Annotated in this window: 25 protein-coding genes; 12 read left to right on the top strand and 13 right to left on the bottom strand. The window is 37.3% G+C overall.

Annotated features, from left to right (window positions below; genetic code table 11):
* Entirely contained in the window at positions 1–789 is a 789-nt protein-coding gene (locus WKF66_RS20890; RefSeq protein WP_489676451.1) for a M48 family metalloprotease, read from the bottom strand.
* Positions 790–871: 82 nt separating this feature from the next.
* Between WKF66_RS20890 and WKF66_RS20885 the strand changes: the two genes are divergently transcribed.
* The 3 genes from WKF66_RS20885 to WKF66_RS20875 are packed head-to-tail and all read left to right on the top strand — an operon-like array spanning position 872 to position 3,791.
* Entirely contained in the window at positions 872–1,378 is a 507-nt protein-coding gene (locus tag WKF66_RS20885) for a CDC27 family protein (RefSeq protein ID WP_489676450.1), read from the top strand.
* Entirely contained in the window at positions 1,359–2,795 is a 1,437-nt protein-coding gene (locus WKF66_RS20880; RefSeq protein ID WP_489676449.1) for an ankyrin repeat domain-containing protein, read from the top strand. The genes WKF66_RS20885 and WKF66_RS20880 overlap by 20 nt, the downstream gene beginning before the upstream one ends.
* 18 nt (positions 2,796–2,813) lie before the next feature.
* A complete protein-coding gene (locus tag WKF66_RS20875) occupies positions 2,814–3,791 on the top strand; it encodes an ankyrin repeat domain-containing protein (protein WP_489676448.1) in 978 nt (325 codons plus the stop codon).
* A 36-nt stretch (positions 3,792–3,827) separates the two neighbouring features.
* On the opposite strand, the gene WKF66_RS20870 is transcribed toward WKF66_RS20875, so the two are convergent.
* Positions 3,828–4,124 carry a hypothetical protein gene (locus tag WKF66_RS20870; RefSeq protein WP_489676447.1) on the bottom strand — a complete coding sequence of 99 codons (297 nt, stop codon included), beginning with the start codon at positions 4,122–4,124 and terminating at the stop codon, positions 3,828–3,830.
* A gap of 296 nt (positions 4,125–4,420) precedes the next feature.
* Between WKF66_RS20870 and WKF66_RS20865 the strand changes: the two genes are divergently transcribed.
* Both WKF66_RS20865 and WKF66_RS20860 read left to right on the top strand, forming a co-directional pair.
* On the top strand, positions 4,421–4,831 hold the full coding sequence (locus WKF66_RS20865; RefSeq protein WP_489676446.1) for a lysozyme inhibitor LprI family protein: 411 nt from the start codon (positions 4,421–4,423) through the stop codon (positions 4,829–4,831).
* A 42-nt stretch (positions 4,832–4,873) separates the two neighbouring features.
* Positions 4,874–5,134 (top strand): hypothetical protein, encoded by a 261-nt coding sequence (locus WKF66_RS20860; RefSeq protein WP_489676445.1) that lies wholly within the window; start codon positions 4,874–4,876, stop codon positions 5,132–5,134.
* A gap of 468 nt (positions 5,135–5,602) precedes the next feature.
* On the opposite strand, the gene WKF66_RS20855 is transcribed toward WKF66_RS20860, so the two are convergent.
* On the bottom strand, positions 5,603–6,013 hold the full coding sequence (locus WKF66_RS20855; protein ID WP_489676444.1) for a DUF6157 family protein: 411 nt from the start codon (positions 6,011–6,013) through the stop codon (positions 5,603–5,605).
* A 363-nt stretch (positions 6,014–6,376) separates the two neighbouring features.
* Between WKF66_RS20855 and WKF66_RS20850 the strand changes: the two genes are divergently transcribed.
* A complete protein-coding gene (locus WKF66_RS20850; protein ID WP_489676443.1) occupies positions 6,377–6,739 on the top strand; it encodes a hypothetical protein in 363 nt (120 codons plus the stop codon).
* Positions 6,740–6,989: 250 nt separating this feature from the next.
* On the opposite strand, the gene WKF66_RS20845 is transcribed toward WKF66_RS20850, so the two are convergent.
* Together WKF66_RS20845 and WKF66_RS20840 are read right to left on the bottom strand one after the other, a co-directional pair.
* Entirely contained in the window at positions 6,990–7,688 is a 699-nt protein-coding gene (locus WKF66_RS20845) for a LytR/AlgR family response regulator transcription factor (protein WP_489676442.1), read from the bottom strand.
* Positions 7,689–7,692: 4 nt separating this feature from the next.
* Positions 7,693–8,640, bottom strand: a complete 948-nt coding sequence (locus WKF66_RS20840) for a sensor histidine kinase (RefSeq protein ID WP_489676441.1) — start codon at positions 8,638–8,640, stop codon at positions 7,693–7,695.
* 372 nt (positions 8,641–9,012) lie between these two features.
* Between WKF66_RS20840 and WKF66_RS20835 the strand changes: the two genes are divergently transcribed.
* On the top strand, positions 9,013–9,474 hold the full coding sequence (locus WKF66_RS20835) for a hypothetical protein (protein WP_489676440.1): 462 nt from the start codon (positions 9,013–9,015) through the stop codon (positions 9,472–9,474).
* A gap of 385 nt (positions 9,475–9,859) precedes the next feature.
* Here WKF66_RS20835 and WKF66_RS20830 read toward each other — a convergent pair whose 3' ends face one another.
* From WKF66_RS20830 to WKF66_RS20805, 6 genes are all read right to left on the bottom strand, one after another.
* On the bottom strand, positions 9,860–10,432 hold the full coding sequence (locus tag WKF66_RS20830; protein WP_489676439.1) for a YdeI/OmpD-associated family protein: 573 nt from the start codon (positions 10,430–10,432) through the stop codon (positions 9,860–9,862).
* 5 nt (positions 10,433–10,437) lie between these two features.
* On the bottom strand, positions 10,438–10,830 hold the full coding sequence (locus WKF66_RS20825; protein WP_489676438.1) for a DoxX family protein: 393 nt from the start codon (positions 10,828–10,830) through the stop codon (positions 10,438–10,440).
* 1 nt (position 10,831) lies between these two features.
* A complete protein-coding gene (locus tag WKF66_RS20820; protein ID WP_489676437.1) occupies positions 10,832–11,296 on the bottom strand; it encodes an SRPBCC family protein in 465 nt (154 codons plus the stop codon).
* Positions 11,274–11,618, bottom strand: coding sequence for an ArsR/SmtB family transcription factor (locus tag WKF66_RS20815; protein WP_489676436.1), 345 nt, complete (start codon positions 11,616–11,618; stop codon positions 11,274–11,276). The genes WKF66_RS20820 and WKF66_RS20815 overlap by 23 nt, the downstream gene beginning before the upstream one ends.
* A 524-nt stretch (positions 11,619–12,142) precedes the next feature.
* Positions 12,143–13,372 carry an exo-beta-N-acetylmuramidase NamZ family protein gene (locus tag WKF66_RS20810; protein WP_489676435.1) on the bottom strand — a complete coding sequence of 410 codons (1,230 nt, stop codon included), beginning with the start codon at positions 13,370–13,372 and terminating at the stop codon, positions 12,143–12,145.
* A gap of 413 nt (positions 13,373–13,785) precedes the next feature.
* Positions 13,786–16,206, bottom strand: coding sequence for an ATP-binding protein (locus WKF66_RS20805; RefSeq protein ID WP_489676434.1), 2,421 nt, complete (start codon positions 16,204–16,206; stop codon positions 13,786–13,788).
* Between the two features lie 361 nt (positions 16,207–16,567).
* Between WKF66_RS20805 and WKF66_RS20800 the strand changes: the two genes are divergently transcribed.
* The 5 genes from WKF66_RS20800 to WKF66_RS20780 all read left to right on the top strand — a co-directional run bounded on the left by WKF66_RS20800 (position 16,568) and on the right by WKF66_RS20780 (position 19,040).
* Positions 16,568–17,299: a hypothetical protein gene (locus tag WKF66_RS20800; RefSeq protein ID WP_489676433.1), complete on the top strand. Its 732-nt coding sequence runs from the start codon at positions 16,568–16,570 to the stop codon at positions 17,297–17,299.
* A 238-nt stretch (positions 17,300–17,537) separates the two neighbouring features.
* On the top strand, positions 17,538–17,921 hold the full coding sequence (locus WKF66_RS20795; RefSeq protein WP_489676432.1) for a VOC family protein: 384 nt from the start codon (positions 17,538–17,540) through the stop codon (positions 17,919–17,921).
* A gap of 138 nt (positions 17,922–18,059) precedes the next feature.
* Positions 18,060–18,356, top strand: a complete 297-nt coding sequence (locus WKF66_RS20790; RefSeq protein ID WP_489676431.1) for a hypothetical protein — start codon at positions 18,060–18,062, stop codon at positions 18,354–18,356.
* On the top strand, positions 18,343–18,648 hold the full coding sequence (locus WKF66_RS20785) for an Ig-like domain-containing protein (protein ID WP_489676430.1): 306 nt from the start codon (positions 18,343–18,345) through the stop codon (positions 18,646–18,648). Before WKF66_RS20790 ends, WKF66_RS20785 begins: the two co-directional genes overlap by 14 nt.
* A gap of 212 nt (positions 18,649–18,860) precedes the next feature.
* On the top strand, positions 18,861–19,040 hold the full coding sequence (locus WKF66_RS20780) for a histone H1 (protein WP_489676429.1): 180 nt from the start codon (positions 18,861–18,863) through the stop codon (positions 19,038–19,040).
* A 113-nt stretch (positions 19,041–19,153) separates the two neighbouring features.
* Here WKF66_RS20780 and WKF66_RS20775 read toward each other — a convergent pair whose 3' ends face one another.
* Both WKF66_RS20775 and WKF66_RS20770 read right to left on the bottom strand, forming a co-directional pair.
* Positions 19,154–20,068, bottom strand: coding sequence for a hypothetical protein (locus tag WKF66_RS20775; RefSeq protein WP_489676428.1), 915 nt, complete (start codon positions 20,066–20,068; stop codon positions 19,154–19,156).
* 245 nt (positions 20,069–20,313) lie between these two features.
* Positions 20,314–21,573: an amidohydrolase family protein gene (locus WKF66_RS20770; RefSeq protein ID WP_489676427.1), complete on the bottom strand. Its 1,260-nt coding sequence runs from the start codon at positions 21,571–21,573 to the stop codon at positions 20,314–20,316.
* Between the last annotated feature and the right edge of the window lie 70 nt (positions 21,574–21,643).

Genomic DNA, 21,643 nt, shown 5'->3' with positions numbered 1-21,643 from the left:
CTATTTAGTTAAGCCGTCTTTCTTTGCTTTCTCCAATACTTTTGCAGCACGATCCTCACTTTCCGGGTGTGAGCTCAGCATCTTCTCAGATTTACTTCTCTTAGTATTGGAAGATTTATCCAGGTCAGCAAACTTGTTAAAGGCACTGGCTAATGCAGTAACTTTATAGTTATGCTGTTTCATAAAACTATAGGCAAAGTTATCGGCTTCGGTTTCCTGTTTGCGACTATATTTGTTTTCTAATAACGCACTTGCAAAAGAGCCTATCTGAGTTTCTGATAAGGTATTTACAACACCTGATTGAGAAGATGCGGCATCTGTTAAGGCTTCTCTTTTATAAGCACTTCTTACTGCATCCCTGGTGTCTTTGTTGGCAACATGTCCAATTTCATGGCCAATGATTCCCAAAAGCTCATCATCGGTCATCATATCCATCAGCGATGAAAAAACACGAACACTTCCGTCAGCACAGGCGAATGCGTTGATGTCACTTACTTTGTAGACTTTAAAATTAAGATTTAAGCCGCCTTCGCTCTGGTGTTTACCAAATAACTTTTTAAGCCTTATTGTATAAGGGTCACTCGCTCCGGCAACGGTATTGTGAGTATCCATATAAGCAACTGCCTCAGATGCCAGCTTTGCTGCGTCTGCATCGGAAAACGTTACGGCTTTTAAGCCTTTGCCTAAAGCGCCAATTCCTTTTGAATTCATTTTAATTTGAGCTGAAGCGCATGGAGCTGCAAACAGAAAGAAGCCAGCAAGTGCTAGATTGGTAAGAGATGTTTTCATTGATACGATTGTTAATTAGATGTTTAACAAAAAAACACCAGTGTCACAGTAATGTTTGTATTTTGCATACTTTTAATTCCATATGCTATTAGGAACAGTACCTAACAATAATACACCACAAAATACAGAACTTTTAGTCTTGCAACTTATAATGCAAGGTAGTTACGCAGAGGCCTATGAATTGCTTATCAATCAACAGCCCAGCGGCACTGCTGTACTTTACAACATTGCATTGTGTTTGCATTGGAGCGAAAATTACCAGGAAGCAATAGACTGTCTGGAGCAGATTCATCTTGACCGCTATCCGATAATCGAAAATAAACTGGGTGCAGATATTGGCTATAAGAAAATCAGGACTCGGCAGAATCAAACAGCAGACTATCTCAACGCAATCAGTGAACGCTACTTAAAGCATTTTCCAGTATTAGTACATGATGCAATTATCCGATTGAAAACAGATTGTTGGTTACGCTTAGGCAACTTTCAGAAAGTAATTGCAATAGCAAGCCCAATAGCCCACAAAGGATTTAAAGATATTAATGACGCCTTAAACTTAGCCAAAGCAAGTAATGACCACACCATTCGATGAAATTTTGGATGCCTATCAACGCAATATGTTTGCATCCCCAGAAACCAAAATTGATATCATAAACCTATTTAAGCAATTGCCCGATATAGGAATTTCTAATGACTACCAAGAAAACCTTCATCATTTAGCTGCCCGGTTTACCGATCCTGATGCCATTTATTTTTTGAAAAAAGCGGGACTGGAACCTTCTACGGATGAATATGGTAACACACCTTTGCACGCACTCACGAGTACTAGGTTTGACTTCGATGACCCTAAACTGGACGATAGAGCTGACGAAGTTTATCATACTACAAAGGCATTATTGGAGGTAGGTGTCAATCCTAAAAAGAAAAGTGATTCTGGAAAGTTGGCTTATTTTGAAGCTGGCTTGCTTTATATGTATCCATTTCTGCAAGCTATGGGCGAGGCAGGCGTTAAAATGGATATTGCTCCATCAGGAGGGCAGAATCTTTTGCATATCATCTGTGACAAATTGGCCAACCGGAAAGATATTCGTGGGGCTGTGAATGCGGTGATGAAAACCGTCCGCATACTCCTTGAAAAAGGTGGCATTGATATCGAAGATAAAGATGTTTTTGATACCACTGCGCTTACTTACGCTCAGCGAAGTGGAGTGAAAGAGGTAGCTGCCTTAATCTCAGGTGATGAAAGCGATGTAGCAACTGGTGGTATGACCATTCATGAAGCTGTATTGAACCGGGATGTCGTTGCTATAGATGCCTTGATCAAAGCGGGCGCTGATCTAAATGAAATCGATGACAAATACAGGCGCACAGCACTTATGCTTGCCTGCGAGTATCCATCTGCTTCCTCAGTCATTTTACTAGCCAAAGGAGGCGCTGATGTAAATTTCAAATTAGGTACAGGCGAAACCGCGGCCTATTTCCTGGTTGCCAAGTCAATGACCAATTTTGGAAGAGGACTCAGTCAGGAATTGAAGGATATTGTAAAGATGCTACGGACGTTGATTGCAAATGGTTTAAAAGTAGATGAAACCATCGATAATAATGGAAATACAGCAATAAATTTATTATGTCAGGCCGGGTATCTGGCTGACCTGAATACCTTATTGGTTGAAGAGTTAATCAATGCTGGTGCCCAGGTAAACCTACCTAACCTTTTTGGTAAGACACCATTGATGTCATTTGCCCAGGTCGGTAACGAGATGAAATATAGCATCGCAGAATTGTTGGTAGATAATGGTGCTGATACCAATTATATCGACCAAACAGGAAATAGCGCTTTGATCTACGCGGCGCAAAATTCAGATCATATGTCGGGCAAAAGAATAGTTTCGCTAATTTTAGACACTGATACCTCGACGATAGAGCAAGTGAATAACGCTGGACAAACGGCAATGGATATTGCTATTCAGCATAATAATGAAGCGCTAGTTAAGCAATTGATGAAATAAATATTCATTTAGATTATTATGGACAACATGTTTTTGAATGCATGTAAAAATGCGCAGAAAGGAATAGTACAAGCTTTTTTAAAAAAGGGAGGCATTAATGTGGATAAGCGGGACAGCCTGGGAAATACGCCACTTTACTATGCTTCCAGCCGGGGTGCAAGAGATATTGTCAGGCTATTGCTTGATGCCGGTGCTGATGTTAATTTGGCAAACAACAGCAGTGAAATGCCCTTGCACGTTGCTTCCCGAAGCAGTAATAAAGATATAATCAAGTTACTCATAGATGCAGGAAGTGCTATTGATGTTACTAATAACAGCGGACAGACGCCTATATTTTATGCGGTCTTGTCTAGCAATACGGAAACCGCCCTTTACCTAATAACTTTGGGCGCGGATACATCAATCAAAGACAATGCTGGTTATAACGTACTGGATCATGCCACCGCCAATGGTTTACGTGACTTGATCCCAAGTCTTTCACAAGGAAGCGTAGCTCAGAAAGATGATCAAGGTAATACCCCATTGCATCAGGCAGTTTTTAATAATAAAAGTGAAACCGTGCGGGCGCTTCTTCAGTCATATCCATCAAATGTAAATGAGTTAAACAATGACGGAATGACCGCCCTGGTACTGGCTGTAAACAATTCTAATATATTTATTACAGAAACCCTGATAAAAACCGGAGCTGATGTGAATTTACATCTGCTAAATGGAAATTCAGCGCTGCATTTTGCTGCTGGGATTGGAAATCATCATATTGGGAAGATTCTAATTGGGGCAGGAGCTGATATCAATTCCCGAAATAGTTTCAGCGACACGCCTTTAATTCTAGCAGCACAATGCGGATTTAATGATTTTACAGCCCTTTTAATTGAAAATAATGCTGATGTAAACACAGTTAATAATGAAGGCCGTAGTGCCATGAACTTTGCCACTGAGCGCGGTTATACTGAGATTTTAGAACAGCTACTGATGGCGGGTGCAGACGGCAAATAGTCCATTCCCGTATTCCAAAAAAATAAATTAGCGCGTTTACTTATTCTTGAATTCTGCCAGTTTAGCAAGGAGTGGTCCTTTATGTTCCAGCGTAAAAGAAACAAATTTTTCTTCTTTAATAGCTAAACGAACCATCATAGGAAGCCAGGGATACATCTTACGAGCAAGCGCTTCAATAGTTGCGTCATTCTGAGCTGCAGCTAAGGCCTGATCGGCATATGGTTCAATCTTTGGCCAGTGCTCAGCAATTACAGGGTTCAAAGCACTCATGATTTTTCCTGTGAAGTCGCTATTATCAGCGCCATTGTCTTTTCCTGTAAGAGATGATAGCATTAGGTTTTTTTTATGATTTAAAATTAGCTGTTAAAGACACCGTTTCTTAATTAACACTACAATTGAACATAGTTTTCGGTTTTCAATATTTGCAAGCATCTATCTTTAATTCTCTTTTCCCTTTACCTGAAATAATTTGGCTTCCAGATACTTCTCGTTCAAGAGATAATTTATTTTACCTTTAAATGCTATAATAAATGCGGTAGGCTACAAAAATTATATGCACTAAAAGGTCATTAGCCATTTGGTGAAACCAGAAGAGGCGAAAGGGTAATAGAAAGTTAGTTGTATTAGATATGCGTTTTAAAAAAAAGAAGTTAGCAGGAACGATTATAATGTTTATAATCGTTGTTTTCAGTTCCAGCCCTTCTGCACAGGCACAAAGTAGTAGGAATACCGAGGTTGCTTCGGGATATGAGCGGTCAGATAAAGAACTAAATCAGGTTTACAAACAGATATTGAAAGATTACGCAGGTCAGCCGCTTTTTATAGCAAAGCTTAAGGTTGCCCAACGTCTCTGGATACAGTTAAGAGACGCCGAACTGGGTGTTAAATTCCCTAAAACCGGCAATTACGGGTCAGTGCAACCAATGTGTGAAGAAGAATACCTTTCACAATTAACCCGTGGACGGATTAAGTTTTTAAGGGTTTGGCTAACAGGAATACAAGAAGGTGATGTTTGCAGTGGATCTGTTAAAGTCAAGTAAAAACTCACAATTTTTATATCATCAAAATCTAAATCCAATCCTATGAGATCAACAACAATCATCGCTGCTGTGAGAATTGGCATTTGCGCAATTATCGCTTTTGCTTTAATCGGCAACGCCTACAAGTACCGTTCTAAAACTATGGAAACAATAGTGGTTACCGGGCTGGCAGAGAAAGAATTTAACAGCGACCTGATTGTATGGAACGGTTCATACTCCAGAAAATCCTTTGATTTAAAAGAAGCATCCGGCACATTAAAAGCAGATGAAAACGCAATTAGAAGTTATCTGGGGTCGCTATAAAACATATAGCACAAAATAAAAATATTCTCATTTCTTTACTTTTTTGATTGATGATTGCCATACCTAGTGATCCATCTAATTTAATAATTTTTCGTGGCTTGGACTATTCTCCGAACTTTATTCTATTAAAGCACTACAAAGATAATATTGAATCATAGTGTCTGAAATTCTATCCATGGATTAAGCTCTCTTAAAAAGACGGTGCCTGCTATCTGTTCGTTCACAGCTGTGCGGCAAAAAGAAAAATCTTCGTTTTATGAGATAGTATTTTCACTTTGCCGTACTTACGCATTAGTACAAAAGCTAAAAGAGAAGGAGGATAGGGGTCGAAATACTATAATAGTACTGTTGATTCATTACTCGTAATGTTTAAGCTTCGTTTTATTAGACAATGCGTATTCTTTTCGTATTTAAAGCCAGCTAAAAAGGAGAGAACATATTTTTGTCTTTAAGGCCCCCGTATACTTTTTATTTGCCCGATCTCATTGCCTTTAACTTTTTAATGGACTTGTTCTCAACTAATTTTTGGTATTCTTCCGTCTCTACCCCATAAATAGATACTTTTCCTTCTGCATTACAATGGATCCCGAAGCCATAAGTTTTGGTTAATGGGGAAGCCCGAAAACATGGTTGGCCTTTTGAGAAAAAGAGTTCTCTAGCTGGTGTTATCTCTTGCTCGAGCAAATCGTTTTTTTCTACAAAGACTTTAAAAAATACTTCATCTGATGTAAATGCATAGGGTTGACTAGTAATTAAGTCGTATTGACGTTCCGCAATTGTTCGATTTGCCTTTGAGGGTGGCTTCGTCCCACAAGTTGCTTTTGAGTCTTGTGACACTTCAATAAAAGTATCATAATAATTTGTGGAGTGAACTTTCATATTTAAAAATAGCAAAATTGTCGAAAAGAACGGAGAATGATGTACCGCGACATTCCTTCTTTTTTTACGACGCTATTTTCTCTACGCCGTACGTGAAAACCACACTCATTTGTACAGCTATTCTTGGGAAAGATTCACTTTTTCTCTAAATCAGTTCTATTTTATTTAACGAAAAGTACCTAAATGGGATAATGTTTGCATTATCATACCCGTAAGGGCATTAAAAATAGGCTAAGTGCACCCAGCCCTACATTAAATCAATAAGTGTAAAATAAAGTGAGGAATGAGTGTAAAAGAATGACCACAACCTGAGCATTATTTTCACAATATAGAAACAAGAAATCTAACATTTACCCAGAAAAAATGCTACAACATCGAGGACAAATAGTTGAAAAAGTAATAAGAAGAAAAGGTACATCATTAACGGATTTGGCGAAAGTAATGAAGGTAAATAGACGTACACTGTATAACTGGTTTAAGCAGCGCAACCTTAAACAAGAAACCATAGTAAGGATGGGATTTGCAATGAATCACGACTTCTCTGTTGAATTTCCTGATTTATTAATATCAGAGGATTTTAAGGTGAAATCCCCCGTCCAATTGAAAGTAGATAGCAAAGGTGATGACTGGAAAGAAAAATACATTGATTTACTAGAGCGTTACACTTCTTTATTAACACTTAACCAAGGCATTAGTACACCACATTATAATTATTCCACCGTATAATGATAATTATATTCTACGAATTTGGTGATGTTTAATGTCGATATCTGTTGATATAGTATTAATAGAAAAATTAATTTTTTTGTTGTGGTCAAGGATGATCTTGGTAATTACAGCCAAAAACCTATTCACTCAGGTCGGTATACTATATTGGTGGTTGATTGCAGGTGCCCTAATTTTAATAGGAGAGATTGAAAAAGTTCGTTTTCTGAGACACTTATGTTCGAGCAATTAATAGTACCCTCGATTATAACTATTGACTTAATATTTTAATCACTTCTCTTTGATAAAGTCTTCCCACCGGTATTTCAATATTTAAAACTTCAATATAGGTAGTTGAAAATGAATTTATTTTGTCAAGGGCAACCAGATAGGATCGATGGGTTCTGAGAAATTGTTTTGCGGGTAGCATAGCCTCTATGGCTGTCATAGAATACTTTGTAATCACCTGTTCCTTATCGGTGACAATTTTAACGTAATCTTTCAGGCTCTCAATGTATAATATATCATGTAATATCACTTTAACCATTTTTCTTTCCGATCGAAAATAAAGAAAGTTCTCAGCCCAGCCAGCTGATTTTTCATTAGGAACACGATCAGGTTGTTCAGCTTCCTTTGAAGGTATCGCTTTATTAATAGCCTTGATAAACCTTTCGAATTTAATAGGTTTAAGCAGATAATCGACAGCGTCAAGTTCATAACTTTCAAATGCATGATGCTCAAATGCAGTTGTAAATATCACCTTCGGTGGATTTGCCAAAGATCTAAGTAGCTCTAATCCATTTAATTGCGGCATTTGGATATCTAAAAAGATCAAATCAACATTTTGGTTATGCAAAAATGTAATTACTTCAAATCCGTTAATGAATTCACCCGCCAAATGAAGCATAGGTGTCTTTTCCACATAGCGCTTCAAAATCTCCCTGGCAGGTGGTTCATCATCAACTATCAAACAATTATAGGTTTGCATCTGAGTAAGTACAAAAGTCTAAGTTCACAATAAATACTTCATCTTCCTCAACAATATCTAGGGAGTACTTCCCTGGATATAAGAGCTCTAGTCTGCGTTTGGCGTTATCAATGCCAATACCACCTTCCATATGCGTTTTAACAGGCGATTTGCCATTAATAACTTTTGTCTTCAACGAATTTCCAATCAGATCAATGTCAATATTAACCCAGGGCTGGCTAAGCATGGAACTCGTCCCATGTTTAAAACAGTTTTCTATGAAAGGCAAAATAAGAAGTGGTGCAACGTAATGCCCTTCGGTATGATCTGGTAATTTTAATGATATTTCTAGGTCATTTCCATACCGCTTCTTTTCGAGCTCCAGATAATCTTTAATCATCGAAATTTCCTGGTCTAGTAACACCAAAGATTTGTTGGACGAATATAAAATGTACCGTAATAAGGCGGAGAGTTGTAGGAGCATCTCAGCAGCCACAGGAGCAGTTTCCTGCGTATGAGAATAAATGTTATTTATGGTGTTAAGTAGAAAATGCGGATGTAGCTGTGCTTTTAATGATTGAAGTTCTGCAATAGCATTCTGTTTTTCGAGCAGCAAGGTCTGCTGCTGTTTAACATAGAAGTATTTGGTAAGTTTAATTGCAGCGGCTAATCCGCTTATCGTAATACTTCCTCTCAAGCCAGAAATCAGTGACTGAAAAATCTGGATCTTAAATGGAGTTACCGGGACTTTACCATTAAATATTTCAGGATGTTTTGTAAGATAGGTATTCCTCAAAATTTCAATTATTGTTAGTGAAATTAGGGCTGAAAGGATGGCGGTGAGGACAATTAACCCAATAACAGATAGCATCGCTTTTAAGTATTTCGCTGGAATAATTAACCTTGGTATCACCAGGTACATTGCTGTATAAGAAAGAAATAAATTTGGCATCATAAACCAAAAGCTTTCACTCAAATTAATACGAATCCGTTCCAAAAAGTCTACACGGAGTAAAATAGGAGAGGGAGTGAATGAATAGAGGTATACCTGAAAAATATACCAGCATAACCAGAAACTGGAATGCCGTAAAAACTTCCAACCCAAATCGTCGGAAAAAATAAACTGTAAGCGTTTAGATGGTTGCATTGTACCTAATATACAATCTCAACTTAAGAAAATGAGCTTTTGTAGACATAAGCTTTTTGTCGACGATAAAATCCCTTGAGAATAATCTAAGGTTGTATGTCTACCAAAAATCGATGATAGTCTATTATATAAAATTAGGTGTGATAACGCTATTATATTAGTAAAAAAACTAGAAAGACTATGAAGAAATCACTTTTCACCTGCTTGTTAGTGGCCGTAACACTAAGTAGTTATGCCCAAATTGACACATTGAATTTTCCGAAGGAAAGAAGAGAAATCCAGACATTAATGCATGACCCCGAATTTAAGGCCCAGACACAAAAAGATTGTAATGATCTTGTCACGGTGGGACCTAAAGGCGATATCAATTATTCTCTTACTCAGTGGAAGGACAGCCAGGTAAAAGAAAAATTGATACTTAAATCCGTTAAGATTGTACCTGGAAGTGAAATTATCAGAATTTATGGTGCAACAACCGCGGTAGTAAATTGGCTAGCAGATGTACATTTAAATATCCAGGGTCAGGATATCGCTATCAAAGTTAGACGCCTAGAAGTATTTATAAAAAAAGACGGAAGTTGGTGTATGGTTGCAGGTCAGGGGACTCAGGTAGATGAAAAGCTTTTTCCAATACACAGATAGTTTAGATTTATCAGATGATAAATTTTTCGTTTTTAGATCAGGAGGATCCAAATGTTATTCTCGTGGAGTGAGGGTAGTTGGATTCTCTTTGCCGTACTTAATGCTTTATATCTACAGCTAAAAGAGAGAAGTAAGCGGTCGAAATACTATAATAGTGGCTTATACAATAATTCTGAAGTTTAAGCTTCATTTTTTAAGACTAACCGAACATTCATATATCAGCATATCAATCATTAAACAAAGTCTTTCGGATGCAAGCAGGTTTAACCTAAATGTAGTGACTGCGTAACGACAATTTGCTTAAAGGTATATCGTCATTTTGTGAGACAATCACTTATGAGACTAAAATTTAATTATTAAACCACTCTTTAAAATAAATTAAGCTTCAATCATCTAAGCCTTTACCTTCGAGGATCTGTTGCAAATATTTTTCCACTCTTGCTTCTCTGGTTTTGGCTTGTTTAGCAGCAGAGAAGTAAAGCAAATATCCCCTTTGCCTGCCTGGTGTTAAGGAATAAAAAGCATCCTTAACCTCAGGCATAGTATCTAATGCGTTTTGGAATTCATCTGGGATGTCGTATCCTGCTGTCCCTTTTAACTCGAATTTTAGTCCCGCCTTATCAATTTCAATAGCTTCTTTAATGTATGAAGTGATAATTGATTTGCTTGTTAATATTTCTTCCACATTCTTAAATCGAAGTTGTCTTGCGGATTGTACATTCGCAGTCTGTTGAATTAATAGTCTCTGATCGTCTTTCATTAAAGCACCCTGCATAAATAATAGTGCGCAGTAGTCTTTGAATCCATGAATCAGAACGACATTGCTTTTTTCAACAACATAACAAGGGCATCCCCACTTCAGTTTCTCAATGAGTCCACAGTCTAAAACCAATAGTCTCAATTCTGAATATTCTTCTTGCCATTTCGTTTTTTTGGTAAAGAACCAATCTGCTTCCATAACTTCTAACTAGGTATTACACTTAACTTTCTATCGTTCGGTCTCCAATACCATGATCCGAAGATCAGCATTAGTAAGAATACAGAAGGCAATATATCCAATATCGGATCCCTGTTTGCAAGGTGTGAAAACAAAGCTCCCGACATCACAAAGAAAAAGCCGGCATAAGCCCATTCTTTCAGAAGTGCAAAGCGTGGGATTATAATAGCTATAACTCCTAATATTTTCCAAACACCTATAATAGTTAACAGGTATAATGGATAACCCAATTTTACAACAATCATATCAACATAGCCTTGCACTTGTAGCACTTGAGTAAAACCTTGTGCTAACATCCCAAATGAAAGGAAACCTGTAAGAATCCAATAGATTACAGTTTTTGAACGCTGATTCATCATATTAATAATTATTGAATTTAAGTGTTTCCAATGTGTTGTGTGCCATGTTCAAACCATATGCAAAAGGCAATTTCATCTGCTCAGCGCGGTGCTTTTCCGACTGATAGATGATCCAGATGCTAAGTTTACTCATATCATTGCTTACCGCTTCAAAAGTCAGCAACTCAAGCTGAACTCCAATAGGCATGTTTTCCATTTCAAAAGTCCTTACCATGCTTTGGTTAGCTATAACCTCGTGGATCGTACCATTTGCTTTAAATACCACATTACCATTATAAGAAGTTTCAAATTCATAACTCCCATGGGTCTTGTTTTCTAGCTTTAGCACCTTTGTTCCCATCCATTGCTCAATAAATTGAGCTTCAGTATAGGCTTTATAAAGCAGTTCTACAGGTAAGTTGAACTTACGGGTAATGATCACATCCTGTTTGCCCTCTTGGGCTTCAATCTTTGTTTTTTGTTCCATTTTTGGCGTTATTATATTCTTTCATTACGGATTCTAGTTTATTAAACTTCTCTTCCCAAACTTTCCTAAAGGGTTCGACAAAGTCAGCCACTTCTTTCATCTTTTCCGGGTTAAAGTGATAATAATTCTCTCTCCCCAGCTGCTCTTGCTTTATCAGCTCACACTCAGTTAGGATCTGCAGATGTTTGGAAACTGTTGGTCTGGCGGTATTAAAATTAGCTGCAATTGCCCCTGCTGTCATTGATTGCGATGCCAGTAATAGAAGTATCGCTCTTCGTGTTGGGTCTGCAATAGCTTGAAATACATCACGTCTTAGATTCATTATGTAGTTATTTGACTACAAATATAAGTGTAGTTATATAACTACGCAAGTTTTTAAGAGTATTAGCTGGATTTGTATTAATATCAAACTTTTAATCAAAGAATTACTTGCGTTTAATCCACTTTTAAGCCGTATTATCGTATGATTTTTTGGTATGAATATATAATGATATCATGTACGTAACTAGTGTATTTTATGATTTATAGAAATGGCTAACAACAAAAGCGATTGGATACCTTCGTTTTTAGGACACATTATAGTTTTAGGAATAGCATAAGCGCCTATATCATGATATTTAGATATCTTGATACAAATGTATCAGTCGTAATTAAACTGGATATAGCTTCATTTATGAAACCTTATTTTCCCTTTGCCGTACATGATGATCTATGTCAAAGCTAAAAGAAAAAGATTGACAAGGTAGGTATCTTTGTTTTTTGAGACAGACGCAAATTGTCTATCCGCTGATGCTATCTTTTTTAACTACCGTTAAATAATAATTTGACATCTTAGCAATAATTAAACTAATCAGGATATAAAAGATATTTTACCCGTATAGTCTTAAACTGATGTAGTCCAGGCTCCCAGCTTTTCCGGATGTCTGCTTCGGATAAACCAGCTATGATCTGTTTTCTCAATTGGTCAGTACCTATGCGCAGGTCGAAAGCAGATACATCCTCGGTCACTCTTCCTGGTACAAAAAAATTAGCTTTGTCTGGATAGGCTTTGTATAGTTCAATTAGCCACGATAAATTGACCTGTCTGCTCTCCCGCAATTTATTGATATCATAGTTACCAAGATCCAGACCATAACATACAGAGTCTTTGTGACGGGGTTGCTCGCTCATGCCAGGAATACTTACCGGTTTGTAAGAAAATGAATACTCACCTTTCAATAATGGTGCTCCCAATATGGTAAATGGCGTGTAAGTTCCCCTACCTTCATTTATAGCTGTGCCTTCAAACATACATAAACTAGGGAAAAGCATCACAGATTGTTGTGTATTTAAGTTAGGAGAGGGGCTAATCGGTAATACATACGGCATCTTGTGGTGATAATTAGCAACTTTGATAATCTTTAATTTACACTGTTTTTTTAAGTAGCCTTCGCCATTAAGGTACTGTGCAAACTCACCAATGGTCATTCCATGAGTCATAGGAGTATAATGGATCCCTATGCCGGATTTGAATTTATCGTCCGTCATTACAGGCCCGTCCACTACATATCCGTTAGGATTGGGTCTATCAAGAATCAGCAGTTTCTTATTGTTTTCCGCACATGCTTCCATCACATATTGAAGTGTATTAATATTGGTATAGTAACGGCAGCCTACATCTTGAATATCAAAGACCATTAGGTCGATATCCGCCAGCTGTTCTTTAGTTGGTTTTCTGTTTTTGCCATATAATGACAGAATGAAAATGCCAGTTTTAGAGTCTATTTCATTACCCACAGCAGCTCCATTACTGGCATTACCTCTAAAACCATGTTCTGGTCCGAAAACTTTTACAATCTTAATCCCTAAGATCAATAGGCTATCTACACTGCTGGTTATGCCGATAATAGAACTCTGATTTGCCACTAGGCCAATCCGTTTCCCTTTTAAATAGGTCAAATATTTTTCAGTCTGATCAGCACCTGTGACAATTTCAGAAATGGTTGATTTACTTTGGCTCGACGAGGCTAGCTGGGCGGAACTGCTAATGTTGACGATCATTAGTAGCTTTAGAAAGAGAACAGAAATGGATCTCATTATTTTAGTATTTAAATTATCTTATTAATTATAAGACAATTGGATTAACAAGGTAATTATTAATTAAATAATATTTAAAAATGAATTGCAAGCTCTTCCCAGTTCAATTGCTATAATTCTTTATAATCTTTGCAATTCGTCTTGTAAGCCGGATTTTTCAGTTTCTTGGACCTTGATAACTCCTAAGTTTTAAGCTTCGTTTATTGAGATCGTTGTTATTTTGTTGCCGTACTTGGTGCTTTCGGTCTACAGCTAAAAGAGAAGAAGAAAAGCGGTCCAAATACTAGAGTAGTGCAGCTCATACCTCAATTACTAAAGTTTAAGCTTCGTTTTTTGAGACTCATTTTTCCTTTGCCGAACTAAGAAAATAATGAGTTGTCATTATATCATCCCCTATTTACAAGCTGTAACTTTTAAAATTTGTTTAGCCATTGCGTAGCTTCATCTCGTGTTGTAAATAACTGTGTATTGACCTCACCTTCTTTCAAATTGATACTCTTTTTTGCTGACATCATGCTAAAAGTGCTCGGAGAGTTGATCCAGGCGAAATATCGTAAGCCGACATTTTCCATGATAGGAAACCACTCTTGGCCCACCCATTCTGCCGCTACTGACCAGGTGCCCATTACATTCGTATTATCATTCAACACTTTACGGCATTTTTTCTTTTTTAATATTTCCAGCATTTTTAAACAACCGGCCTTTACTGATGCAAGGTCTTGAAAGCCAGTCCAGTCTACATTCAGACATCCCGAGGATGCATCGTAGCCAATTTCAAGGGTATTGTCTTTATAATAGGAGTCAGTCTCAATAGTCGTTTTATCCTCGTTATCCTGGTTGATTGGCAATCGAAAATAAAATGTAGAACCTTTGCCGAGCTCACTTTCTATCCAGAAATCGCCCATATGCCGCTTTAGTATTTCGGATGATATAAATAACCCCAGACCCAAACCTTCAAAGTGCATAGCTGTATTATCTACGCGATAAAAACGTTCAAACAAGCGGCTTAGATGATCTTGGGGAATGCCAATTCCAAAATCCTGAATAGCAACAGTAACATTGCCTCTTTCTAATTTTGCATTCACTAATACTCTTTTTCCCCCGGGCGAATATTTTACTGCATTGGTTAAAAAGTTGTTTATCACTTGTTCAACTCTGAGTCGGTCTCCGGTTACTAACACATCCAAGTTGGCGTTTAAGATAACTTCATGGGTGGTAGTAACATGCTGTACGCTTTCAACGCTTTCTTTAAGAGTCTGAGCGAAGTCAAACGGCTGCATATTGTACTGTATTTTACCGGCATTTATCTTAGTAACATCCAGCAAGTCATCAACCAACTTCTCCAGCCTTTGAATTTGCATGCTCGATTTTTCAATAAAGCCACTCAGTTTTGAGGGATCCTTAGAACGGCCCATTATCTGATTGAACGCCTTAATGCTGGTTAGCGGTGTTTTAAGCTCGTGGCTGGCTATGGAAAGAAACTCGTCCTTTTTGGTGCTTAGTTCCTTTACTTCTTCGTATAACTTGGCGTTGTCCATAGCAATTGCAGCCTGCGACGCTATGTTCATAACCAGGCTTTCATGTTCCGCCGTAAAAACACCGGCGTCCTTGTGTCCCAATAACAATCCGCCTATTACTTTGCCTGATTTCGAGGTAACAGGCACCGCGAGATAACTAACCACAGGCAAGTGTCCGATAGGCATGCCGTTATGGGGAGCATTTTTGCCGTAACGTGGGTCTTTGGTAATATCGGACACCCTAACGATTCCCTGACCGTTGAAGGTAGCATGAAAAATTGCAGTATTCCGAGGCATGCCGAACCGCTCGAAGGCCTCACTTGGGGCGCCAGAAAGAGTATAAAGCATATAGGCTTCACCTGCAGCATCAACGGTGTTATGGAAAAAAGCCCCAAAATTGGCACCTGTGAGCTTCGTTACGGCATCTGTTACTTTTTGCAATATTTCCTGCAGATTTAGATTTTCGGTAATTGATGAGCCGACTGAATTGAGAATCTGAAGGCGTTCAGCCTGGTGCTTTAATAACGTCTCAGCCTTTTTATGTTCTGTAATGTCCCGTACTTCAATAACGGTTGCTACTGGTACTCCGTTTTCAAAGATTGGACTTGCGGCACATAGTACAGGGATGGTAGTGCCGTCTTTTCTGAAAAAAAGGTCTTCGTGGGCCCTCATTTCAAAGTTCTGAGGCAAAGCTCTGTCCAGCGGGCATTCTTCCATAGGGTAATCCCTTCCATCTGGATAGTGATGGTGAATAAGATAATGTAAAGGTTTGCTGCCAATCTCCTCGCGGGTGTAACCGAACATTGATTCGCCAGCAGGATTAATGAAAGTGCAATAACCTTCATCATTCATTAAAAGCAGGGCGGAAGTGGCATTGTCTGTAATCGTTTTTGTAAGTTTGTTCTGCGCTTGCAGGGCGTAATGGGCTTCTTTTGCGGATGTGATATCAACTACAATCCCTTCATACAACACATCATCACCGATATTTTTGGCTTGAGCGCGAACTAACACCCATCTAGGCTTGGTGTTAGCCACTTTTATCCGGTATTCTATTGCGTAAGGTTCATTTTTATTTATTTGCGATTCACGATATGCATTCGCTTTTTTGAGGTCGTCTTGTGAAATGTTTTTAAGGAAATTCTCTAACGGCATGCCATTAGCATTGAATTCCAGGCCATACATGGCGCTTAGCGTCCGGTCCGCATAAACAGTCTTATTACTATAGTCCAAATAGTAGGTACCCACCAGACCAAAGCCATGCTCATCTTCCATCTGCTGAATTCTGAGCAGTTGCCAGCTCACTGGTTTATTTTCCAACGTTTTAATGTGTTTAGTTTTAATTGAAGCTTTTAAAGGTAAACGAATTCTTATATAATTTATGAAGCTAAGGATAAGTAAATGACTTTAACTAAAACAAAATAAGTAAAGCGGTCGAGATACTATAATAGCTTACATCTTAACTCTTAAGGTTAAGCTTCTTTTTTAAGACAAATAAACATTGCATGATTTTAGATTTCCGAAAAAGATGCTTTTTGATAAACTGAAGGTCTAATAGGGAGATGCATCTATTAAGCACCTTATCTTGAAATTTTTACTGGTATATGGCAATGGAACATAAGTCGATAAACGTTTCTAAATTAAATATTTATGCCATAAAATATGTAAGTTTTGCTTTATCTTGGCATTATACCTTAAAAGTATTGAGCCATACATTCTATATGCAAGACGAAATTCTAAACACTCCAGGAAAATAGTAAGAACAGCAAGGAATTCTAAACATACAGTCGGAGAAAAATTGAAAGAAATAATTATTGAAGTACTTATTATAGTTTTTGCAGTTACCCTTTCCATTTGGTTACATAGTCGGAGTGAGCATAACCATCAACAAGAAGACGTTAAGAAGTTTTTAAGCGGAATAAAAAATGATTTAAAAAACGACGTTATTTTTTTGAACAAAAATAAATTGGCTTTAACTAACATAAACAAAAATTCAGGCTTTCTACAAATTCTAACCAGGACCCTTTCTGATTCGATAATTGGTCCGAAGACTACTTTCTCTTTGATCGGTAACACTTTCAATAATGCAAGGTATGAAGGATTTAAATCCAGTGGAAAAATTGAAACTATTGAAAATGACAGCGTAAAAAATGCTATCCTGCAATACTATCAACAGACTGTACCCAACCTAATAACTTCAATTAGCTTCTTAAATTCCTTGCAACTCGATCAGCTAAAAGATGGACAAAATTCTCTTGAAAGTATATCTCTATATGATTACTATAATAGTAAAAAAGTTAGATCAATGCTGCATAATATTGAATACAATTCAAAACAAGACATTTTGCTTTTTGAAAAGGCAGTTGATGATGCGAATAAACTTATACAAGAAATAGATATAGCCCTTAAATAATAGACAGTAATTGCGGGATGATTTATAAGTGATTTCAAAAATAAAGCTTCATATTATGATACTCTTTTTTCTTTGCCATACTTGATAGTTGAGATCTACAGCTACAAGAAAAATTAGGACTGATACCTTCGTTGTTTGCGACAAGAACCTATTCAAATTATTGTATTAGATTCCCATTTCAAATAAAAAAATGAATCATATTTCTTACGCGCAATTTTAAATTAATATAGAACAATTCATGGAGATAAAGGTCAAGTTAGACACAATAATAATTTATGTTCAAAATGTTGACAGGTTAAAGTCTTTTTATGCTAATGTTTTCAATCTGAGAATAGTTGAAGAATATGAGTCCAAATGGGCACTTTTAGACATAGGTACTAGCAAGATAGGTCTTCATAAGATTGGTCACAAATATTTGAATGCAAGTGATGATTCATTCAAGTTTGATAACAATACTAAAATAGTTTTTGAAATAAATGAAGGCATTAATGAAGTTAGAAGGCATTTCATAAGTCAAAATGTAGTAATGAGGGAAATTAAAACTTTTGACAACTATGATTACTGGCTATGCGATGGAGAAGATCCTGAAGGAAATGTGTTTCAGTTGAAGCAAAAAAAGTAGTAAAAATTATTGAGTGATCCATTATTATGAATTCACGGCTAGGACAAAGGTGATTACTAAGCAGGTGTTCTTAATTTTATGATACTTGTTTTTTAACATATGGTTTTGATCTTTATTTTATAATTAAGAATGTACCAGATGAAGAATACAAGATGCTTATTCATATTTATTAGTTCAATCATATTCTTTTCGGGATGTTCTAAAACAACCGAAGTTAAAGCTCCAGTAGAGCGCTTTTTTAACTTCCATGGTTATACAATGCGTCTTCTTACAGGCGAGAAACAGACTTTTGAACTTAGGGAAAGCATGACGAATTATCCTTTTTCCGCAATCAGGTTTGAATCCTTGGATGAAGGAAAAGTTAAGATCTTAGATGAAGAACTGTTCAATCACTTGCTCCAGTACAACAGCTGTAAAGGCCATGTTGGGAAATAAAGAATTGGATAGATTTAATGTTGTCATCGTCGATGGCGTTGTAACTGCCATCTCCATAGTACCAGCGATGGCAACATTAAAGGAAGGACAATCTCTTCAGTTAGATCCTGTTATAACGCCATTCGTTGCTAAAGATAAGTCGGTAGTTTGGTCTTCATCAGATTCAACCGTTGCTAAGGTTAGTCAAAAAGCAAAAATTACCGCTGTTAAAGCAGGTGATGCAATCATATCCGGGGTCACTGCGACAAAGACAAACTTAACAGTCGAGTGTATTATTAAGGTTATTCAGTAGATGCGCATTACTGCTAAAACAACCAGGGTGATAATCAAAATATTTGTTCATTTTTTGAGACTATGGTTTATTCGCTGAAATTGAGTGGGCTAGAGTATCGAGACTAAATGGTGTTTAGTTTTTTGCAAAGACTTACATAAGTCTAAAACATTTTAATTTTTTGATACGTTTTTAGGACGTTAATTAACCCTGTATCACAATATAAAATTATTATGAAAAAGTTTGAAAAGTTAAAAAGCATTATTTCTTCAATTGAGGCAGATGCAAAAAAGTTCTATGATGGAGGTAACGGCGCTGCCGGCACTCGTGTAAGAAAAGCTATGCAAGAGCTTAAATCATTAGCCCAGGAAATTAGAACAGATGTAACCGAGTTAAAGAATAAAGACAAGTAAAGAATAATTGATAATGCTTAAACGCTTTATTTAAAGAGAAGGGACTATGGTAAAAGATCATTGTCCCTTTTTCTTACTAAGATTATATGTTGATATGAAGATATAAATGTGCATCAATATATTTCGCTAGTTGTAGATATTGGCACTTTCTGTTTCCATATTCCTGATACCTCAAAGGTATTGCCAGAAGAGAGATTTTTAATTGTAAAGGTATAGTGACTTTCTCTAGACAAGTAGGTTACTTTGCCTCTAATCCTAACGGTGGTATTTGCTTGAACAAGGCCCTGTATTTTAGAACCCATTTTTACATAGGGTTCAAAAGACTGCCCCTTTTTATAGGGTACGTTCTGTGACCAGTAAATCGTACCGTCTTTCTTAATTTCTTGCATAAAGATTGAAGTATCTTTTGTATTTACCCAGCTAAATGCATCATCATCTTCACTACTCAACTCAGACATATGTTTTACATCTTTAAAGATCTCCGAAATATCTAAATACTTAGCAATAAAATCGTTGTTTGTTACCGTGATTGGATACAAACCTTCGTCAGTCGTGTACTCATTCCTGCTTCCTGTAACCTCTGTGATTTCTTTTTTCACTATTGCATAACCTTGACCTCGGGTTTGGGCAATAGAAAGTTCATCTCGATTTCCATCAGCAAGGATCCCGATCAGGAATTTTCTTGGATTAGCACTTAAATTCTCTTTCAAGGAAAGGATAAGCTGATCATCCGCCTGCTTTCTTTCCAATTTCAACCACCCGTTTTGTAATTCTACACTGCCTGAAGTCTTCAAAGCTACAGTCTGCCCGGCCTGGTCCAGAAACGCCTTTCCTGAGGCAGCATCTTTCACATATTCGACAGACCAATCGGCTCCATTAATGGAAATGCTGTTGTTTTTAAACCCGCTACTCAATTGTAGATTCTTATAATCGTTACTAAAAAGTGTGATTTTAGGTTTTGAGGCGTCTTTTTTGCAGCTTAGAAGTAAAGCCAGCACTATTGATAATCTAAAGAATTGCTTAATCATAAGGGATATATTTGGCAGTTGTAAGATACGAATATCATTTTTTTTTGGATAAAATAAAATAATACGGCAATTGAAAATTCAAAATCTTCAAATTTCCTTTTTATAAAATACTTATATCTTTCTTGTTCACGAGCTATTAGAACCTTCGTTTTATGAGACAAATCGAAGCTGATTTTAAGAGTAAACTTTAACCAATGTTGTGAAATACGCCCAATATTGCTGTTCCAACTAGTAACTATAAATTTTTACTTTATGGTGTCCAGCTCTTTTTGATATACAACCATTCCATCTTTGATAACCATATAAACATTGAAAAGAGCATTTCGGAAATCCTTCTGAAGGTTGCCATTAAATATGACTAAGTTCGCTTTTACGCCCTGTTTAATAATTCCCAATCTTCCCTCTTGCCCAATTGCTTTCGCGGCATTTAGCGTAGCGGTTTGAAGTGATTCCTCTACCGTAAGGCCCTCCTCCTGATAAGCTATTAACATTTCCTTTGCTGCATCTCCACGTGACACTGGAAGGTCTATATAAGCATCTGAACCAGCTACTAGGAGAATTTTCTCTTTTTTAGCACGCAATAAGCGATCGCGCAAAGGCTTAAGTTCAGCAAGAATAGCAACTGTATCATGAGCGGTTTGCCCCTGGGATTTCTGCATTTGGATAATGCTGTTAAGGGACGGATCAGTTGGTACCATATATATGTTTTTAGCTACCATCTTCTTCCATAGAGTGTCATTAACATAGTAAGCATGCTCAATGCCATCCACTCCAGCCTCAATCGCACTGGCCATGCTTGCTCCGCCCGTGCTGTGCGCAGTTACTTTCAAACCATGTGCATGTGCCGTTTTTACAATTGCTTTCATCTCCGATAGTTCCAGCCCTAAACGTTCCCCAAAAGCAACGATCTTGATTACGTCTACGCCGTTATTGACATGTTCTTTTACGGCCAGAACTGCATCTTCAACACCGCTGACAACCCGATACTCTTTCTGTGTTATTTTATTGCGCTCCTCGAAAGGCAACTGGTAAAATTGACCGTCCATTGCGCTTATTATAGGTCCTGAACCGAACATATGAGGTCCAATTATATAACCCCTTCTTATCGCTGTAGCTAGTTCCATATCCAGGTACTGACCTGAATTGCCTAAATCTCGAACTGCAGTAAACCCTGCATTCAAATACTCTCTAGCATAGCTGGCACCTCTAAGAACACGTCTTGCTGGAGAGTTGATCCATGAATCCACCGCAAGATTTTCTGGTAATTTCTGGCTTGTTAAAAGATGGGTATGAGCATCAATTAGACCAGGGGTTATAGTACCGGCCGGCAATTTAATTACTTGTGCGGATGGCGGAATCTTGATAGACTGTCCAACTGCCTTTATTTGGTTACCCTCGATCCAAATGATTTGATTATCCATAAAGCGATTAGACTCTGAATTATAAAGCAGTCCAACCTCTATGATGAGTGATTTAGGCTGTGCAATCCCCAGAAGGGGAAACATGAGTGCGAATAAATAAGGTAGACATCTCGCTATCATTATAAAGAAAAACCAGGTTAAGTAATGATCTAAA

The organism is Pedobacter sp. (assembly GCF_037719805.1).
Taxonomy (GTDB): Bacteria; Bacteroidota; Bacteroidia; order Sphingobacteriales; family Sphingobacteriaceae; genus Pedobacter.
Note: the sequence above shows the minus strand (reverse complement) of the source record. Positions and strands in the feature narration are given on the sequence as shown.

What these genes read in the sequence shown, in the direction of transcription:
- WKF66_RS20890 (WP_489676451.1), bottom strand. Translation starts at nt 789, where the DNA reads ATGAAAACATCTCTTACCAATCTAGCACTTGCTGGCTTCTTTCTGTTT.
- WKF66_RS20885 (WP_489676450.1), top strand. Translation starts at nt 872, where the DNA reads ATGCTATTAGGAACAGTACCTAACAATAATACACCACAAAATACAGAA.
- WKF66_RS20880 (WP_489676449.1), top strand. Translation starts at nt 1,359, where the DNA reads ATGACCACACCATTCGATGAAATTTTGGATGCCTATCAACGCAATATG.
- WKF66_RS20875 (WP_489676448.1), top strand. Translation starts at nt 2,814, where the DNA reads ATGGACAACATGTTTTTGAATGCATGTAAAAATGCGCAGAAAGGAATA.
- WKF66_RS20870 (WP_489676447.1), bottom strand. Translation starts at nt 4,124, where the DNA reads ATGCTATCATCTCTTACAGGAAAAGACAATGGCGCTGATAATAGCGAC.
- WKF66_RS20865 (WP_489676446.1), top strand. Translation starts at nt 4,421, where the DNA reads ATGCGTTTTAAAAAAAAGAAGTTAGCAGGAACGATTATAATGTTTATA.
- WKF66_RS20860 (WP_489676445.1), top strand. Translation starts at nt 4,874, where the DNA reads ATGAGATCAACAACAATCATCGCTGCTGTGAGAATTGGCATTTGCGCA.
- WKF66_RS20855 (WP_489676444.1), bottom strand. Translation starts at nt 6,013, where the DNA reads ATGAAAGTTCACTCCACAAATTATTATGATACTTTTATTGAAGTGTCA.
- WKF66_RS20850 (WP_489676443.1), top strand. Translation starts at nt 6,377, where the DNA reads ATGCTACAACATCGAGGACAAATAGTTGAAAAAGTAATAAGAAGAAAA.
- WKF66_RS20840 (WP_489676441.1), bottom strand. Translation starts at nt 8,640, where the DNA reads ATGATGCCAAATTTATTTCTTTCTTATACAGCAATGTACCTGGTGATA.
- WKF66_RS20835 (WP_489676440.1), top strand. Translation starts at nt 9,013, where the DNA reads ATGAAGAAATCACTTTTCACCTGCTTGTTAGTGGCCGTAACACTAAGT.
- WKF66_RS20830 (WP_489676439.1), bottom strand. Translation starts at nt 10,432, where the DNA reads ATGGAAGCAGATTGGTTCTTTACCAAAAAAACGAAATGGCAAGAAGAA.
- WKF66_RS20825 (WP_489676438.1), bottom strand. Translation starts at nt 10,830, where the DNA reads ATGATGAATCAGCGTTCAAAAACTGTAATCTATTGGATTCTTACAGGT.
- WKF66_RS20820 (WP_489676437.1), bottom strand. Translation starts at nt 11,296, where the DNA reads ATGGAACAAAAAACAAAGATTGAAGCCCAAGAGGGCAAACAGGATGTG.
- WKF66_RS20815 (WP_489676436.1), bottom strand. Translation starts at nt 11,618, where the DNA reads ATGAATCTAAGACGTGATGTATTTCAAGCTATTGCAGACCCAACACGA.
- WKF66_RS20810 (WP_489676435.1), bottom strand. Translation starts at nt 13,372, where the DNA reads ATGAGATCCATTTCTGTTCTCTTTCTAAAGCTACTAATGATCGTCAAC.
- WKF66_RS20795 (WP_489676432.1), top strand. Translation starts at nt 17,538, where the DNA reads ATGGAGATAAAGGTCAAGTTAGACACAATAATAATTTATGTTCAAAAT.
- WKF66_RS20790 (WP_489676431.1), top strand. Translation starts at nt 18,060, where the DNA reads ATGAAGAATACAAGATGCTTATTCATATTTATTAGTTCAATCATATTC.
- WKF66_RS20785 (WP_489676430.1), top strand. Translation starts at nt 18,343, where the DNA reads ATGTTGGGAAATAAAGAATTGGATAGATTTAATGTTGTCATCGTCGAT.
- WKF66_RS20780 (WP_489676429.1), top strand. Translation starts at nt 18,861, where the DNA reads ATGAAAAAGTTTGAAAAGTTAAAAAGCATTATTTCTTCAATTGAGGCA.
- WKF66_RS20775 (WP_489676428.1), bottom strand. Translation starts at nt 20,068, where the DNA reads ATGATTAAGCAATTCTTTAGATTATCAATAGTGCTGGCTTTACTTCTA.
- WKF66_RS20770 (WP_489676427.1), bottom strand. Translation starts at nt 21,573, where the DNA reads ATGTTTCCCCTTCTGGGGATTGCACAGCCTAAATCACTCATCATAGAG.